Here is a 16,277-nt window from a genome sequence, read left to right as displayed (position 1 = left end):
GGATTCAGGATGAGACAGAGAAGGATAAAACGCGGCGACGCCGTAGTAACCGGACGAGCAACAACGAGGAAACCGCCAAAATCAGCGATCCGGTCGCGACGTGTCCGGTGACAATCCACGCGTCCAACACGTTTTTGCTGTGAAGCAAATACGAATCAGAAGCCGCGAATGACGCCAGAATCCGTGGGTAGCCGTAGTTGACGATCCACGTCGCCACACCCAGGCCGATTTGCACGGCCACAAAGCATATCAAGGCACCCGCCGGTCGCGACAGCGTCAAATCGCCGCAGCGCCGCATTCGCCAGTACGAAAGCCCCGACACCGCCCACAAAACGAACGCAATGGTGATGTGCGTCTTCACAATATGAGCAAATCCAACGGGGCTGGCTCCGGGCAACGCGTGCCGCATCAGGGCACCCAGCACCAACTGCATGTACGCCAAAGCCAAAAGAGCGATGGGCCAAAAGGCCGTGGGCGTTTCGGACGAGGTTCCCTCTGCGGATCGGCGAACGGAGCTGGTGATCCAATTTCGACCGGTCACACTCGCGGCAACAACGCAAAGCACAAAAAACGCCGGTCCGGTGCAACCGTGAATCATCGCCAGCGTTCGAGCACTGAGCGTGACTCGCAAGCCACCCAGGACACCCTGTCCGATCACCGCGGCCAGGACCAGCACCGACAATCCAATGGCCCAGCGTCGTTTTTCGGAGGTGAACGAGGCCACAACCAATCCGATCGCGATGAATCCGACCAACGCAGCCAGCAATCGGTGCCCGTGTTCGATGAACAAGTCAAACGGCCCAAGCAACCATGTCGACAGCGGGTACAGCAGCAAGTTGTACCCGTAAGTCCCCGGCCAATCGGGAACGGACATGCCCGCGTCGTAAGTGGTGACCAGCCCGCCGACCCAGATCAGTGGCCAAGTCAGGCAAACCATCACTCGCGTCAGCAATCGTGGCCACTTGGGCACGGATTCGACACCATCCGAAGACGAGGCGGCTTGGTCCGCGTGAGTCGGAACAGGTTCGTTGACTGAATCAGGCATCGCGTTCAACGCGGGTTCGTTCTCGGCAACGTCGCTCATGATTGCCCCTTTCGATCATGAAGTTGCTCGCCTGCGATCCCGCCCAGCACGCATCCGCCCGCACCAAACGCCGCACCGGGGACCACGCCTGACATCCCCGCCAAAAACATCGCACCCAGCCCCAACGCCAAACCGACGATTGCACCAATCATTCGAAAGTGTTCGCGACTCATAACGTTGCACCTGATTCAGGAATCGCCGCCAAAGAATTCTCCTCTTCCGCGTGAGCGGTGGGTTTTGGCGTGGGGCGGACCAGCGACTGAACGTAGTGGACCAAATCCCAGACGTCAGCGGGAGACAGCCCCGTCGTTCCCGCCGCCTGTTCACTCAGCTCGATCCCAGGCATCGGGGTTCCCGCGATGCCGTGTTGGATGCGACGGAAGATCGTCTCCGCATCGTCGCCGCCTCGCAGAACGCCACCGGCCAAACGTCGTGGTTCAATTGTGCGTGGTGGCAACGCTCCGGCTTTGCGGAACGGTTTGACCGCATCCGAATCCGTGGGGGTGATGCCGACCCGAGTCGTGAATTCTTTGGTCCAATCGTCAAAGTCATTGAGCACCATACCGCCCTGCCCTTGCGGGCCGTGGCACCCTGCACAATTCGCAACTTGGCCGCCAAACAGAGCGGCACCCCGAGCGATCGAAGCATGCAGTTCATCCGCGGCGCCGGGAATGGGTTCCGGCGGCACGCTGGTTTGGGATGCGGCGACCCAATCACCCGCGACTTCGCGAAGGGTATCAATGACCGCCTGCTCGCCTTCTGACTTTTCCTCCGAATCGGTGATCGACAATCGCCAATCCTGCTCCGGTGCCTCGTCACCGTAGTCCATCTCGTCCACCGCCAACGCGATCAGTTTGCGTTCCAATTCGCCACGAACAGAAAGGTAGACCAAGTAATCAATCAACGATTCGCGGTCATCGGTGGACACCGTGGCAAAGGAGGGCATTGGTGAGCCGGGGATGCCGTGCTGGAGCAAGGCTCGCAGATCCTCGCGAGTCGGTTTGGCGTCATGCTCGGTCGATTTCCATTTGAAAACCCCAGCTCGGAAGTCTCGCGGATAAGGCCACTGATACATCGATGCAGGACCGGTGCCGCTGCCAGAAACGCCGTGGCAGATCACGCAGTGCTCGGTGTAGAGCCCGCGGTGGACGTTCTCTTCGTCGCTCTCAACCGATCCGGAGGCTTGTTGCAATCGTTCGAGGGAGACCAGTTCTTGTTGCTCGTTTTCCAGCAGATCCGCTGGCCAGCGAGGCTCCTCCGGTGTGCCGAAAAGCTTGTTCAGCACGACCGTGACGTCGTCGAGGGCCGCCTGCGTCGGCATGTCTCGCGAACGCTCGGTTGCCAACGCATGGACTCGGTTGGGAGTGAATTCCAAAGTGCCATCGCTGCACCCCGCGAAAACCACGACGCACCCCAGTGCGAATAGCCAACGATGCCAGTGACGACCAAACAAAGAACTCTTCCTTGCCATGAAACGGGGAACCCAGGGACGGAGGGGAATCGCTCATCGGAGCACATTTGCCCTGGACAGCCAACCGGAAAAAAAGACGCATTCAAACCGGCTGCGTCAATCCGTCGCCGATCGATCGGAGCCGTTCCCGGGATCAGTTGGCTCGGCCACGCCAAGCGACCTGGCGTCCGCGCAATTGATTGAAAAAGGCCCACCACTGAATCAGCAAAAACGTCGCGATCGCGACGGGATGCAGGATGGCTCCGAGAAAGCTTTGTCGCAGCCTAAAAACGGCCACCAACCGGGGCACGTAACTGATCAATATCGCCAGCAGACCCGCTAAAATCCCGGCCACCAGCGAGATGGGAATCGTTTGGCTCTCAGCAATCGTTTCCGTCCTCAGCCAAAGCCCGACTGGCAAAGTGAACCAAGGCAATAGATTGGCGCCGCCCAGCAGAATCGTGAATGGGATCAACAGCTTCGGATTGGCGATCCCTTCATTCGCGTTCTTCAACAATCCTTGGACGACTTCACCGGTCGAGGTGTACATCCGGCAAGACGCCCAATCGGTCCCGTCGACGCAGTCGCTCAGCATTCCCTGCTCGCGATACGTTTTGGGAAGCTTCAATCCATCGTGTCGGCTGTCACGAATCGCGGCGTGGGTGCCCGCGTTCTCGTAAGCTTCCTTCGATGTGAAAAATAACTGGCCGCAACCCGAAGCGTACGCCGGATGGGCACTGGCTCGCATGCGGGCAAACGGCAAGTAGCACAGCAGCAAAAAGTGCATCATCGGGATCAGCATCTTCTCTGCCACGGTGCCCGTCTGTTGATGCGGAAACGCACTGAGCAATCCGATCGAAGAATCATGCAAGCGGACTTGATACCGCTCGTGCAATTCGCGAATGGCGTTTGGCTGCAACCGAACGTCGGCATCCAAGAACAACAAATGCGGAAGGCTGGCGGCTTGTGACAACCGACAACATGCATGCTGTTTGCCGTTCCAACCGGACGGCAGGTCGATGCCGGCAAGCAAACGAACCCGGCTGTCTTCGTCAGCCAATTTCGCGACGATTGATCCTGTTGCGTCCGTGGATCCGTCATCCAACACAATGACTTCCAGTTCGACGTTCTGCGATTGCAAAATCGACCGCACGCAGGCCTCGATGGAGCCTTCTTCGTCGCGAGCCGGGATCAAGACGGAGACAGCAGGTGGTTCCGTTTGTTCCGCCGGTTGAGCACCCTCCGTCGAACGACCGTCGGTGAACAGGGGCAGGTTCTGCATGAACAAACCCGCTGCCATGCCGGCCAAGCCCAACGCCACAAACGGCAGCACAACGGCGATGAACCAAGTCAACCATTCGATCATTCGAATTGGTCCCCGTGGCTGGCCTGAAACGATTTACCCGATGCGAACGCTTTCAGACGCCTCGCGACATCGTACAAGCCCGAAGCTCCGCGTTTGCCGCGAAGCAAGTTTTCGAATGGATCACTGCTGCGCGCCATGCTGAGTTCCGCGAGTCGTTGCTGGGATGTTCGCAAACGCGTGGTCAGTTCCTGTGACCACCGAGGTTTGTCCCAATCCGAGGCGTCGGGAATTGCCACCACCTCGCCGAATCGAAACAGAACCATCGGCAAGCGTTCGTCCCAAAACACGTATTCCATCGCCAGCGGAATGACCCAGCCACGATCGAGTTTGGAACAAAGATGTGACAGTCCGGGCATCAGTTCAGCCGAGTGGTCTCGCGGGTCGGCAAAGCGGCCTTCGGGTGTGATCCAAAGGGCGCTGTGTGGTCGTTGGAACAACGCTTCGGTGGTCTTCAAAAATTGAACGGCACCTTGCTTGGAATCCGCTTGCACGCCAAAGAAGCCGAGCTTTTCAAACACCTTGTATTGCTGCAACGCTTCGGCGTCGATGGGAGCGTAAAACTGGCGCGGTGCGAGCAATCGTTCATTGATGAAGTGAGCCAGCAGCGGATCCCACCACGACGCGTGGTTGCTGTACACGATCAACGGCAAGCTTTCGTCGTCCTGCGGTGCGGCCTGATCCGATGACGCCGCCGCGAATTGTTCACGCAGTCGAGTTTCGCGATCGATTGCAATCGCGTGGAAGTTGCGGCGGAGGTAAGAATGCAGGAACCGATGAAATCCGTTTTGGAACCAATCGGCCGGTTTCGCAATGACGTCGGGTTGCGACGTCACGCGAATTTTCCGTTGCTGACGTCTTGGTCCAGCGAATCCGCCGCGATCCAGCCGCTCATCAAGACCATCGGCATGCCTGGGCCGGGATGAGCCGCGCCGCCCGCCAGGTACAACCCATGCAGATCCTTGCGGCGGTTGCCCGGTTTGAACGCACCCAGATATTTGCCGTGGCTGGCCAATCCGTAGATCGCACCATTCAGTACACGATAGCGATTGTGAATTCCCTCAGGAGTCAGCGAATCTTCCGTCACAATCGCGTCGCGAATGCCTTCCATTCCCGCGGTGCGTTCGAGTTTATCGAGGATGACTTCGCGATAGTTTGGCAACATGGATTTCCAGTCATGACTCGGCCGCAAGTACGGCGTGTGCACAAGAATGTACAACGCTTCACCGCCCTCCGGTGCAACCTCGGGTTCACTGATCGAGGGTGCACAGACATAGGCCGTTGGGTCGGGAGCCGGTTCGCCTTTTTTGTAGATGTAATCGAACTCTTCTTCGGGATCTTTCGAGAACACAAAGTTGTGGTGCAGCAGTTGATCGAATCGACGGTTCAATCCCAGGTACAGCACGACGCCGCTGCAAGCCGCCTCGTACCGGTTGGACTTTTCAAATTTGGTGGATTCTGGTGTTCCGCTCAGCAATTCGCGATAGGTGCGAACGGCGTCGCAGTTGCTGACCACGGCATCGCAAGTGATGGTTTCTCCGCCGGCGGTCGTGACGCCGCTGACCTGGTTGCCACTGGTTTCAATTCGCATGATGTCGGTGCCGGTACGAATGTCGACACCCAGTTCACCCGCTAATTTCGAGAGGGCTTCTGGGACGGCTCGCGTGCCACCGATGGGGTACCAAATACCTTCTTCAGTTTGCATGTGAGCGATGCCGCAGAGCACGGCTGGCGACGCATAGGGCGAGGAACCCACGTACTGCGTGAAGTGATCCATCATCTGTGAAACGCGATGTTCTGGCACATGCGAACGCACGATCGAAGCGACACTGCGTCCCATCTTGAGCGACAGCACATCCTTCAGCACGGCGGCACTGAAGGCTCCGCCAACTTCCATCGTGTCGGACAAACCACCAACCGAACGCCAGAAGAAAAAGCGATCGGAGACCCGGTGCAGTTGTTGGCTGCGTTCGATAAAGGATTCGTACCCCTGCCCTGCGATGTCGTTTCCTGTGAAGTCTCGCAGGTGCCGTTTCATTTGGTCGACATCGGCGACCAAATCCAAAACCGTGTTCTCGGTGGTGTTGGCGTGTGACGAGCCCTCAAAAAAACATCGCCACTGCGGATCCAATGCGACCAGCTCGAGATAGTCTTCCATCTTTCGACCGGCTTCTGCGAAAACGCGACGCAGGACGCTGGGCAAGGTCAGGATGGTGGGACCCATGTCGAATCGGTAACCATCGGTGCGGTGCACCGCCGCTTTGCCGCCCACCCAATCATTTTTATCGCACAACGTCACTTTGTGGCCGCGAGCCGCTAAGACGCAGGCCGACGAGAGGCCAGCCAAGCCGCCTCCCACCACAACGACGTGTTGCGGTCGATCTGTTTTTTGGGCGGAAGCGAGCGATTCATTCGCAGGGGTTTCAGTGGCGATCATCGAAGGCTTTCGCTCCAGGTGGCAAATGAACGGTGGAGAAGAGAGGAAGGGAAACCGACGGTAGTTGTCTCGTCGATCAGGTTTCCGATGTTGGGTGAGTCGGCGGTTTCGAATTTCATCTGTCTTGGAATTCAGCACCGCATGGCGAAACAGTATGGCGAATTCGCGACGTGCAGTTGTGGTTCGGTCATGAACCGACGTTTCGTCACTTCTTTTTTAATGCACGCCATTTCCCGGCGGCAGAGGTGAGTCGTTTCAAGGCGGCTTTTCGCTTCGACCATTTCGATCCGTGCGTCCATTGCAGCGCCGCGGACAACAGTTCCGCATCGGCATCGTTCCGAGGTGACAAGTGCATGGCCGTTTTGCCCTTTCGCGTCGCGATGACTCGCGTGGTGGTCATCGCCAGCAAGCCTTCGGGACCGCGCGTGACTCCGAACCCGCTTTGCCCCCGTCCGCCGAACGGAAGCCGTGGATCCGCGGTGGGAGCGACCATGTCATTGACGGTGACCACGCCGACGTTGAGTCGTTTCGCAAACGCCCCAGCCTCGGCGGTGGGACCAAACACGGATGCTGCCAAGCGGTAGGGGCATTCGTTGATTTGCTTGACCGCATCGTCCTTGGTCTTGACCGGCACGATCGAAATCACGGGTGCGAAGATGTCGCTGGAAAGAACCGCATGATCGCCGGGAACGTTGTTCAGCATCACCGGATGCATTCGTCCCGTTCGCAGAAGTTTCTCGCCATCAAAACGTTCGGTCAGGTCCGTGGCACCGCAATGGATTGCGTCTTGAACCAAACGAGCGACTTCTTCGCGAGCCGCCGGGTGAACCGTGACGGCATCAGCGGCTTTCAATCGCTTGGTCAAGCCTTTCACCAGGAGGTCCGTTTGCTCCGATGGGCTCACCATCAACCTCCGCGGACCAATGCATGTGGCGCCGCTGTTGAAAAGCAGTCCAAACGCGACCGCATCGATGACTCGGTTCAGCTTCGCACCGGGAAGCACCACCGCGGCATCGACACCGGACAGTTCCATGATCGATGGGGTCAGCGTGTCCGCGGCTTGGTGCATAACCTTTTTGCCCGTGGCCGCCGATCCGGTCAGCACCACCAGATCGACGCCTTTGGATTGTGCGTCCATGGCGGCTTGCGGAGAGGAATCCAGCAAACGCAAGGCTGTCTCCGGCACGCCAGAGCGATGGAAGCATCTCACAAGCTCCGCCGATACCGCTTCGGTGCCTTCGGCGGGTTTGAGCCACACTTCGTTTCCCGCGGCGAGAGCCTGGGCCATTTGCACGCCGGGCAGTAGCAAGGGGTAATTCCAAGTTCCCAGGATCAGCACCCGCCCCAGCGGCACGCGTTGAACCACGCTGTGGACTCCCCACATCCACACCGGACGACCTTTCCACCCCACTTTCCGGTCGGCCAAAGTTTTGGCGCCGTGTGTGGTTATCCACCGCAACGCATCGCACAAGGGGAACAACTCCGACGCCACCGTTTCTGCGTCGTCGACGCGTTGTTCTGTGCGGCTCAATCGTGTGAACTGGACGACCAGAGACGCCAGTTCGAAACGTGTGTTGCCGACAATTCGGCATCGCTGGTTGATCGGCCACGTAGCCCAATTTGCACCGCCGTGATACCCTGTTCGCTCCGCTCCGGGGCGGTGCGACATTGCGTCGTCCGACGAAACATCCTGGGGTGCGTGACTCAAAACAATCTTGGAAAGTGTTGGGTAAAGATGGCTGTGAACGAAACGGATGTAGAAGTATTACCCGTCATCACGGAGCGATGGAGCCCCTACCGATTTGATAGTCGCGAAGTGGAAGATGACAAATTGCGTCAGTGCTTGGAAGCCGCTCGTTGGGCGGCCAGCAGTTTCAACGATCAGCCGTGGGCCTGGATTGTTGCACGTCGCCAAGACGGCGAGGCGTTTGACGCGATGTTGCAATGTTTGGTGGAAGCCAACCGAGATTGGGCGGCGCGGGCCGGCGTTTTGATTTGCACCGTGATCCGAACCAACTTTTCCTACAATCAAAAACCCAATCGCGTTGCCCTGCACGATTTGGGGGCCGCCGCCGCACACCTGACACTTCAAGCCACGTCATTGGGACTGCAGGTGCACCAAATGGCGGGCATCAACATGAGTCAGATCCGCGGCCAGTACCAAATTCCCGAAGGCTACGAGCCCGCGACGGCCATCGCGATTGGCTATGCCGATGAACGGGAGCCCAATTCCGATCTGGAACAGGAATTGGAAGACCGTCAAAGCGGGCCGCGTGAACGCACGCCGCTGACGAATCAAGTCTTCGCTGACGCGTTCGGGCAATCCGCATCTTGGTTGTGATTTCGTGAGTTCTCGAGGACAGTTGCTGCCTGGCGTCATCGGCCATTCGCCCGCGATGCGCGAAGTCGATCGCGTCACGCGAAAAGTCGCGGTGAGCAATGCATCGGTGCTGATCCTCGGGGAAACCGGAACGGGGAAAGAGCTGATCGCATCCGCGGTGCATCGTTTGAGTCACCGTAGCGGCGGTCCGTTCGTGAAGGTCAACTGCGGCGCACTCAGCGAAAGTTTGCTGGAAAGTGAATTGTTCGGTCACGTGCGTGGGGCCTTCACCGGTGCCGTTGCCAATCGTGCCGGACGATTCGAAGCCGCCGACGGTGGCAGTATCTTTTTGGACGAGATCAACTCCACAACGCTGACGTTGCAGGTCAAGCTGCTTCGTGTGTTGCAAGAGAAAGAATTCGAACGCGTCGGTGACACATCCAGTCATCGCACGGACGCTCGCATCATCGCCGCCAGCAACCGCGACTTGATGCGTCAGGTGCAACTGGATGAGTTTCGTGAAGACCTTTATTGGCGATTGAACGTGGTGCCAATCGAGTTGCCCGCATTGAGGCATCGTCGCGAAGACATTCCGGCGCTCGTTGCGTTCTTCTTGGATCACTACAACGAAGTCAACGACCGTTATGTCGCGCACTTGGGCAGCGGCGTGATGCGAGCCCTGCAAGATTACCATTGGCCCGGAAACGTTCGTGAGTTGCAAAACTACATCGAACGCGCCGTGGTGATGAGCGACACGGATGAATTGGTGCTCGATGCCTTGCCGTTGTGCGTTCGCGACCCACACCAAAGTGCACCCGTTCGCGAATTGCAGAGTTTGGCGGGCGGTTTGAAGTCAACGCCGGTTGTCGGCAAGACCCCCGCGGCCATGCCTGCCACCGAGAATCGTGCGGGCGGTCCAGGCGGCCACAATCCCGCGTTTGATATCAACCGAATGGATCTAAAAACGCTGGCACGAATCGTGGTGCAGCGCGGATTGGACGAAGCCGACGACGCCGAGAACCTGCATTCGGTCGTCGTCGATCAAGTCGAACGAGAATTGATTTCCCAGTTGCTCATGCGATGCGGCGGTGTGCAAACCAAAACCGCATCGCGTTTGGGAATGAATCGAAACACGTTGTCGAAGAAGATGAAAGACTACGGTCTGAACATCGACGACTGAACCGGCTTCATTGCTCCGACACCGGTTGCCAATTGACGACGTCGATCACGACATAGCCGTTGGCGTCTTCATTGGAAATCACCACTTTCGCGGGCTGATTCTTGTCAAAGCGGTACGTTCCAAGCAGCAACAACGAATTGGCTTTCTTGTCACCAACCGGCTTCGTTTGATCGATGCGGTGCGTGGTGGTGCCTTCGGAGTGTTCGATGTCGATGCGAGTTTGTTTGGATCGATTGTCACTGGCGGGATAGCTCACGCGAACTTCATATGCCCCCGACTTCGGCAGATTGGTCTGAAACGTCGCGGTCTTCACCACGTCGCGAGCGTTGCCATCGTGATGGTAACCCCATCCGTAGAAGTCGCCCGTCGCATGACTTTGGCTCCAACCGCTGCTGCGTTTTGCTTGAGCGTCATCCACGGTGATTCCCGCGATCGATTTCAAGTTCCGCGCATTGGCGTGCTGCGTTGTGGTGCTGCCCGCCGGTGCTTCCAAAATTTGCTTGTCGTCCAACAAGCGTTTGCGGACGGTTTCGTAGGGAACCTCTTGCACGGCAACGTCTGATTCGTTGGCCAGTGCCGCGATGGTCGCGGCGGATTGGCCCAAAATCATGAACACGGGTTCCATACGGATCGAACCAAAGGCGGCGTGGGTTGCCGAAACGCAAACGGGCGACAGCAGATTCTCGCACTGGTCTTTTTTGGGCAACAACGATCCCATGGCGATCATGTACGGCCCGCGAGTGGAGACACCAAGATCGCCTTCGTTTTGCACGTAACCTTCGGGCGTGATGTATCGCTGGGTGTTGTGCGAGTCGATGCTGTACGAACCCATTCCGACCGATTCGGGAGTGGGCAGGTCTTTGCGAAGATGGTTTTCTGTCATCACAAATTGACCCACCATGCGTCGCGCTTCGCGGACATAGATCTGATGCGGCCAATGGTCGTTGTCGGTGAATTCATCCGCCGCCAAACCCCAACGATTGATCTCATCTTGGACTTCCTTGGGAACACGTGGGTCAGTCGCGATGAAGTACAGCAGCCCACGTTGATAACGCTCATGCTGTTCGATGATTTCCTTCCGTCGCTCGTAGCTTGCTTCGGGATAGTCGTAGTTGGCACCGATGTTGTCGAAGCTGACGGGGCCGTGGTTGTTGGTGTCCGTTTTGAAGTTGGGAAGCGGATCGAATTTGTTGAACACGTTCCGCCATCCCGCTTCAAAGGTGCGAGCCATGATCTCGTAGGTCGCAGGGTCATAGCCTTCGGGCTTCTTCCATGGGATGCGGTTTGCCTCGTGATTCGTCATGCAGGTCCGAAAGCAATAAGCTTGAACACGATGATCGGCGGAACCAAATTCGCCCGGTGGGTCGGGGCTGACCAAAGGCAACACCCCACTGCTGGGGTCACCGGGGACGATGTAGGGATCAACTCGCCGCGGCAACACGTCAAAGTGGTGAGAGTGATGCAGCACGCCGGTTTGCACGCCGGCGTGAGGTTCGTTGTAGTCCGCGATGCCCTCGCGTCCAAACGTCGTCGAGACCCCGGCAGCGGCGATCAAGTCGCCTTCGTAAGTTGCGTCAATAAACATGCGGCCGGCGAAGGTTTGGCCGTCCAGCGTTCGAATGGATTGAATGCGTCCATCGGACGTGGTCACTCCATTTTCGCGATTCAGCCACGCGTCGCGGATCACGGTGATATCGCGTTCGGCGAGCATCTCTTCCAGGATCATTTCGGCGACGTGCGGTTCGAATACCCACATCGTCGCATCATCGTCGTCGCTGGCACGGTGGCCCTGAGCTCGGTTGCCGTAGCTGGCCCGGGTTTGGAAGTTCCACGACGCATCGTCTCGATAGTGTTTGTAGACGCGGTGATAGAAGTTTTTGGCCAGTCCACCAATCACGTTCTTGTTGCCGGTGTCTGTCCACCCGAGGCCGCCGCTGGTGAGTCCGCCGAGGTGCACATCGGGTGAAACCATGACGACGGATTGCCCCATGTCGGCCGACTGGATGGCGGCGGTAACCGCTGCGGCCGTGCCACCGTAAACCACCACGTCGTGCTTGGTATCGTCGGCGAAGGCGAAGTGGGACGCGTTCGCGAGCAGCAGGCAAGCCAAACCAATTTGCCAGCAGCCAAAGCGGTGCCAGCCATGACGAAGTCTTGTTGGCAGATGGAGAGGAGTGTGCATGGGAGGATGAGTCCGGTGGGGAGAGGACGGGAGGTGGGAATGCATTTGGCAGGAAGCGCAAAAAAAGCCCAACGAGCGAGACACTCGTTGGGCTTCGTAGTCTAGTCGAATTGGATCCTTCTATAGACTCGTGGGTCGCTAGTTCGGATCAGATCGAATCAGAGACCTGCGTCGGTCGCTGGCAATTCGTTGTTCTTGATCTTCTCGCCGAAGGTCTTGCCGTCTTTGCTCTTCACTTCTTCCACTTTCTTGAAAGCAGCGGTGATCTTGGCGGCAGCTTCTTCTGGTTTCTCTTTGAAGTATTCCTTGGGGAAGTCTTTCTTGTCGAGCAGTTTGTGCAGCGCACGTCCGTACTCGTTGCGAGCTTCTTTCTTCTCGGGTGCTCCTTTGACGTGGCAAACGTTGCAACCGGCGCGACGAGCGGATTTGACGAAGTCAGCGTCCGTGTCGTCCGTCAGGTAGTCAGCCTTCCACTGTTTGCCGAATTCGCTGATCGCGAAAGAAGGGGTGCAGAAACAGGCAGCGATGCCCAGAACAAGAGCCAAACGTTTCATCAAGAGAGTTCCTCAGGTAAAGATCAAGGTGGGTTTTAGGCGGGACCGACAAATCCGTCGGCGTCCTATTAAAGTCACGGTGAGGGGGGAAAGTCAAATGTTGCTTCCATCGGCATTCTAGGGAGAGTCCGCTCCTGGAATCCACCCACGACCGATCCATCTTGCCTAAAATCACTCGGTGTCCACCTGTTGGAGGGGGTGGTTTCAGGCAGTTTTTCGGTCCAGCGGACGGTCCATCGAGGTGGACGCTCGTTCATCCAAGGCGGCGGGTCCTCCAGGATTTCAAGCAAATCACTCATGGTCGTGATCCGAGTTTGCCCCAATTCGTCGCGAATCAGGAGCATCGGGTCGTCGAGGGTCGTGTCGGTGTCATACGCGTTTCCGGAACCACGCAGACGGACCCAAATCTCATCGCGGTCGACACGTGGGATTCCGGTTAATTCAATGTGAGGAATTCCCGCATCGACGACGAAGACGCATTCTTCCGCGCGACGTTCGATTTCGACCGGATATCGAGAGCTGACGCCCATCCGCATCTGCAGCAAGCCTTTTGGGGTGATCGCGGTCAATTGTTCCAGCGACAATCGAACGGACCCCGACGATGGACGTGGTGGTTCCAACGCTCCGCCCATTTCAATCATCCGGCGTGATACCGCGAGCAGTCCGTTTTCCCACAGCAATTGCAACTCGGCGGCAACGTCCATGCGAAGCATGGTGATCTGGCCGCGGATAATGACGTTGAACATTTCAATCGACACCAACGGCAGTGCACCATTGGTCTGCGTCACAGCGGTGCTCTCAATGCGGTCGTAAGGCAACCGTTCCGGATCGGTGACGACGCTGAACGCTTGGACGTCATCGCGTCGTGTCGCATTGTCGATTGTGATGGAGCAATCGCGTAGGCGAACACGACGGTTGTCATTGATCGCGAAGAGTGCGCCGCCATCGGTTTCGGTCGCAGGCACGGTCCAACTGAAGTGCAGACCGGACATCTCGATGCGGTGCGAACCAATGGTCATCATTTCACTTCGCTGCATGTCGACGTTGTCGGTCGAGCGAAACACGATTTCGGTTCCGCCTGGCAAACTCGATGACAGAATCAAATCGCTTCGGGGAATGATGACGGGGGCCGAAACCAGTTTGGGAGTCGCGATGTCGATGCGTTCAATTTCAAACTCATTCGACAGCTGCAATGCATCGGCTAGCGTCGTCGCCAACTGGACGCCCGCACGAGCCGCTTCTTCGCGCAGTTGAGGAACCCGCAACGCTTCGGCCGAAACAATCTGGATCCGTGTTGGTGCCGGAATGGTCATCGCCTCCGTTGGTGAGCCGCTGGTTCGCGAACGAGGCGAGGTGCTATCGATGCCCGCCACCGTGTCAGCGGAGCGTTCTGCGTTGGGCAGCAGCATGCTGGCTGCGAGTGCGTTTGGAGGGACAGGAGTGCCGACGGAATCACCGGTCAGCGGGCTGGTATTGCCGTCGCGGTCAGTGGCAGAATCCGTGGCAGAGTCAGTGAGGCTGGTTGCTGGGGCGGTGTCCATGGTTGCTTCGTCGGGCTCAACCACGCGAGGAACCAAAGGAAGCGTTTGAAAGACTTCGTTGCCCATGCCGGGCGGAAGTGGCAAACCGCTCAGTTGCGGCGGATCGATTTCCAAGCTGGGCATTGGATTGCCGGCGCTGGCTTCGGTGCTGCTCGGCGAGACGCCTTCCGATGCGGTCAGCCCGCCGGCCAGTGGTGTATTCCCAGGGATGACGGAACCTGACACAACCGATCCCGGTTGCAGATTGGGCGGCAAGGAGGGGATCTCGCTGCCGATGGCTGAGGTTGCGGTGTTGCCACTGAGTGCACCGGCGGTTGGTGAAGCGTCGCCGGGAAGCGTGCGAGCGTCCGGCATGCCCGCCGTCCCGCCGCTCGCCGTTCCGGTTGCAGCAACTCCGTTGTCCGGAATGCGATCGCCCACGGATGACGCGGGTAATTGTCCCGGTGGCAATAGGCCGGGATTGGTGATGCCGGGAGCGACATTGGTGGTGCCATTCGCGCTGGGAAGGTCGGCGTCTGCGGCTGCTCTCGGCATCGATTCCATGTTGGATTCTGTACCGGGAGGATTGATCGTGTCGGTCCCGTTGCCGGTCGCTTCCTCCGTTCTCAGTTCGCCTTGTATTCCCGGTGGCAAGTCGATCGAACGGGGAGCTTTGGATTCGATGGCATCTTCGGAAACCGACGACGAGACAACTCGGTTGAATTCACGTCGAGTGGGGAGCGAGATCAGTTCCACCGCCAACGCGCTGAACAGCAACACGGCAGCCGCAATCATCCAAGGCAAATGGCGACGCAATCGCCGCATGGATTCGCGGTGGTCGTCGTCTTCAACCATCGTGACGGCGACGCCCCGGCTGCGTGGCAGATTCTCGCGAGCCGCCAATTCGCGCAGGTCAGCGATCAGCGTTTCGCTGCGCTGATAGCGTTCCTCCGGTGTTTTGGCGAGCATCTTGTTCAGAATCGCCGTCATTTCCGCGGGCACATCTTCGCGCTGTTCACGAACGTCGGGGATGGCCGCGTTGCCGTGGCTCAGCAGCTTTTGCAGCATCGTTCCACCGGGAAACGGTGGCGATCCTGTCAGCATGTAAAACAGCGAACAACCGAGCGAATAGAGGTCGCTGCGAATGTCCGCCAACCGCGGGTCGCGAGCTTGCTCGGGCGAGATGTAATCAAACGTGCCCAAGGTAACACCGCTGGCCGTCATGTCTTCGCTGGTGTCGAAGTTGTCGGATCGGGCCAAGCCCATGTCCACCAACTTCACGGATCCATCCGTTGTCACAATCACGTTGGACGGTTTGATGTCGCGATGAACGATGCCCCGGCGCGACGCGTGGCCAATCGCTTCGGCGACTTGGATGGTGAAGTACAACGCATCGTCCAGCGACAACGGGCCTTCGTTGGCGACCATGTCACGAACGTTCGCCCCATCGATGTATTCAAAAACGATGTAGTGCCACGGTCCGTCGTTGCCCACATCAAAGACGCGAGCGATCAGTGGGTGATCAAGCTTGGCCGCACTTTGTGCCTCGTTTCGAAATCGACGTTGCAAGTCCGGATCGTCAGCGGCAAACGGAATCACTTTCACCGCGACGGTGCGACCCAGTTGTTCATCGCGAGCCCGGAAGACCGCGCCCATCCCACCGCCACCGATTTGATCCAGCAGCAGGAAGTGATTCAGTCGCTGCCCACCGAGTTCGCGAGTAATGGACGCCGGCGTGTTAGCACGGTGAGAGTTGTGCGACGAACCACGAAGCGGAAAGGAGTCGCCGGTCATCCGGTGAGACTGCGTTGCAGAAATGTTGGACCGGCTCGAGCCCGCTCGAATGACCGTGTCCGCACCTTCGATCACTTCGTCAAAGGCCGACCCGCTCGATTTGGAACGTGCCGCTTTGCTGGACGAACGGCTTTCGTCTGATGGCGAGGCTTCGGCCAATTCGGCTTCTTGATTGGATCGCTCTGAGCTTGTGGGCCGCCCTGAGCTTCTGTGCAGCTCTGGGCCCGCCGACTCGGAAGCTGCATCGGATTCAGCCGCCGCCATTTGGCGACGCTGCACCGTGGACCCCTCCGGCAAAACCGCTGAACGGTCCGGGTGCGAGGAATCGGCAGGTGGAAGCGACCGGGAATCCATGCGACGCAGCGGCGGAAGAGAGCAAAGAGAAGAGGCAAT

The 16,277-nt window shown here is 58.2% G+C and carries 12 protein-coding genes; 2 read left to right on the top strand and 10 right to left on the bottom strand.

All coding sequences use genetic code 11. The features are described from left to right. Positions 1-4 precede the first annotated feature (4 nt). From LOC70_RS09370 to LOC70_RS09340, 7 genes are all read right to left on the bottom strand, one after another. On the bottom strand, positions 5-937 hold the full coding sequence (locus LOC70_RS09370; protein ID WP_315857242.1) for a COX15/CtaA family protein: 933 nt from the start codon (positions 935-937) through the stop codon (positions 5-7). A 143-nt stretch (positions 938-1,080) separates the two neighbouring features. After that, positions 1,081-1,257: a hypothetical protein gene (locus LOC70_RS09365; protein ID WP_230253347.1), complete on the bottom strand. Its 177-nt coding sequence runs from the start codon at positions 1,255-1,257 to the stop codon at positions 1,081-1,083. After that, complete coding sequence (locus LOC70_RS09360) at positions 1,254-2,555, bottom strand: cytochrome c (RefSeq protein ID WP_230253346.1); 1,302 nt, start codon at positions 2,553-2,555, stop codon at positions 1,254-1,256. Before LOC70_RS09360 ends, LOC70_RS09365 begins: the two co-directional genes overlap by 4 nt. Before the next feature lie 133 nt (positions 2,556-2,688). Continuing rightward, positions 2,689-3,900: a glycosyltransferase family 2 protein gene (locus tag LOC70_RS09355; protein WP_230253345.1), complete on the bottom strand. Its 1,212-nt coding sequence runs from the start codon at positions 3,898-3,900 to the stop codon at positions 2,689-2,691. After that, positions 3,897-4,733 (bottom strand): lysophospholipid acyltransferase family protein, encoded by an 837-nt coding sequence (locus LOC70_RS09350; protein WP_230253344.1) that lies wholly within the window; start codon positions 4,731-4,733, stop codon positions 3,897-3,899. Before LOC70_RS09350 ends, LOC70_RS09355 begins: the two co-directional genes overlap by 4 nt. Next, positions 4,730-6,334 carry a phytoene desaturase family protein gene (locus LOC70_RS09345; RefSeq protein ID WP_230253343.1) on the bottom strand — a complete coding sequence of 535 codons (1,605 nt, stop codon included), beginning with the start codon at positions 6,332-6,334 and terminating at the stop codon, positions 4,730-4,732. The genes LOC70_RS09350 and LOC70_RS09345 overlap by 4 nt, the downstream gene beginning before the upstream one ends. Positions 6,335-6,539: 205 nt before the next feature. Then, on the bottom strand, positions 6,540-8,003 hold the full coding sequence (locus LOC70_RS09340) for an aldehyde dehydrogenase family protein (protein ID WP_230253342.1): 1,464 nt from the start codon (positions 8,001-8,003) through the stop codon (positions 6,540-6,542). Between the two features lie 66 nt (positions 8,004-8,069). Here LOC70_RS09340 and LOC70_RS09335 point away from each other — a divergent pair, with 66 nt between their 5' ends. Together LOC70_RS09335 and LOC70_RS09330 are read left to right on the top strand one after the other, a co-directional pair. After that, complete coding sequence (locus tag LOC70_RS09335) at positions 8,070-8,675, top strand: nitroreductase family protein (protein ID WP_230253341.1); 606 nt, start codon at positions 8,070-8,072, stop codon at positions 8,673-8,675. Between the two features lie 4 nt (positions 8,676-8,679). Next, the gene (locus LOC70_RS09330; protein ID WP_315857228.1) at positions 8,680-9,834 is read left to right on the top strand and encodes a sigma-54 interaction domain-containing protein; all 1,155 of its coding nucleotides are present in this window, start codon (positions 8,680-8,682) and stop codon (positions 9,832-9,834) included. A 7-nt stretch (positions 9,835-9,841) separates the two neighbouring features. On the opposite strand, the gene LOC70_RS09325 is transcribed toward LOC70_RS09330, so the two are convergent. The 3 genes from LOC70_RS09325 to LOC70_RS09315 form a co-directional block, all read right to left on the bottom strand. Then, on the bottom strand, positions 9,842-12,016 hold the full coding sequence (locus tag LOC70_RS09325; protein WP_230253340.1) for an FAD-dependent oxidoreductase: 2,175 nt from the start codon (positions 12,014-12,016) through the stop codon (positions 9,842-9,844). A gap of 158 nt (positions 12,017-12,174) precedes the next feature. Beyond that, on the bottom strand, positions 12,175-12,570 hold the full coding sequence (locus LOC70_RS09320; protein ID WP_230253339.1) for a hypothetical protein: 396 nt from the start codon (positions 12,568-12,570) through the stop codon (positions 12,175-12,177). A gap of 74 nt (positions 12,571-12,644) precedes the next feature. Further along, positions 12,645-16,238 carry a protein kinase domain-containing protein gene (locus tag LOC70_RS09315; RefSeq protein ID WP_390889020.1) on the bottom strand — a complete coding sequence of 1,198 codons (3,594 nt, stop codon included), beginning with the start codon at positions 16,236-16,238 and terminating at the stop codon, positions 12,645-12,647. Positions 16,239-16,277: the final 39 nt, after the last annotated feature.

Origin of the sequence: Rhodopirellula halodulae (assembly GCF_020966775.1) — a bacterium.
GTDB lineage: Bacteria > Planctomycetota > Planctomycetia > Pirellulales > Pirellulaceae > Rhodopirellula > Rhodopirellula halodulae.
This window is presented reverse-complemented; position numbering and strand designations above follow the sequence as displayed.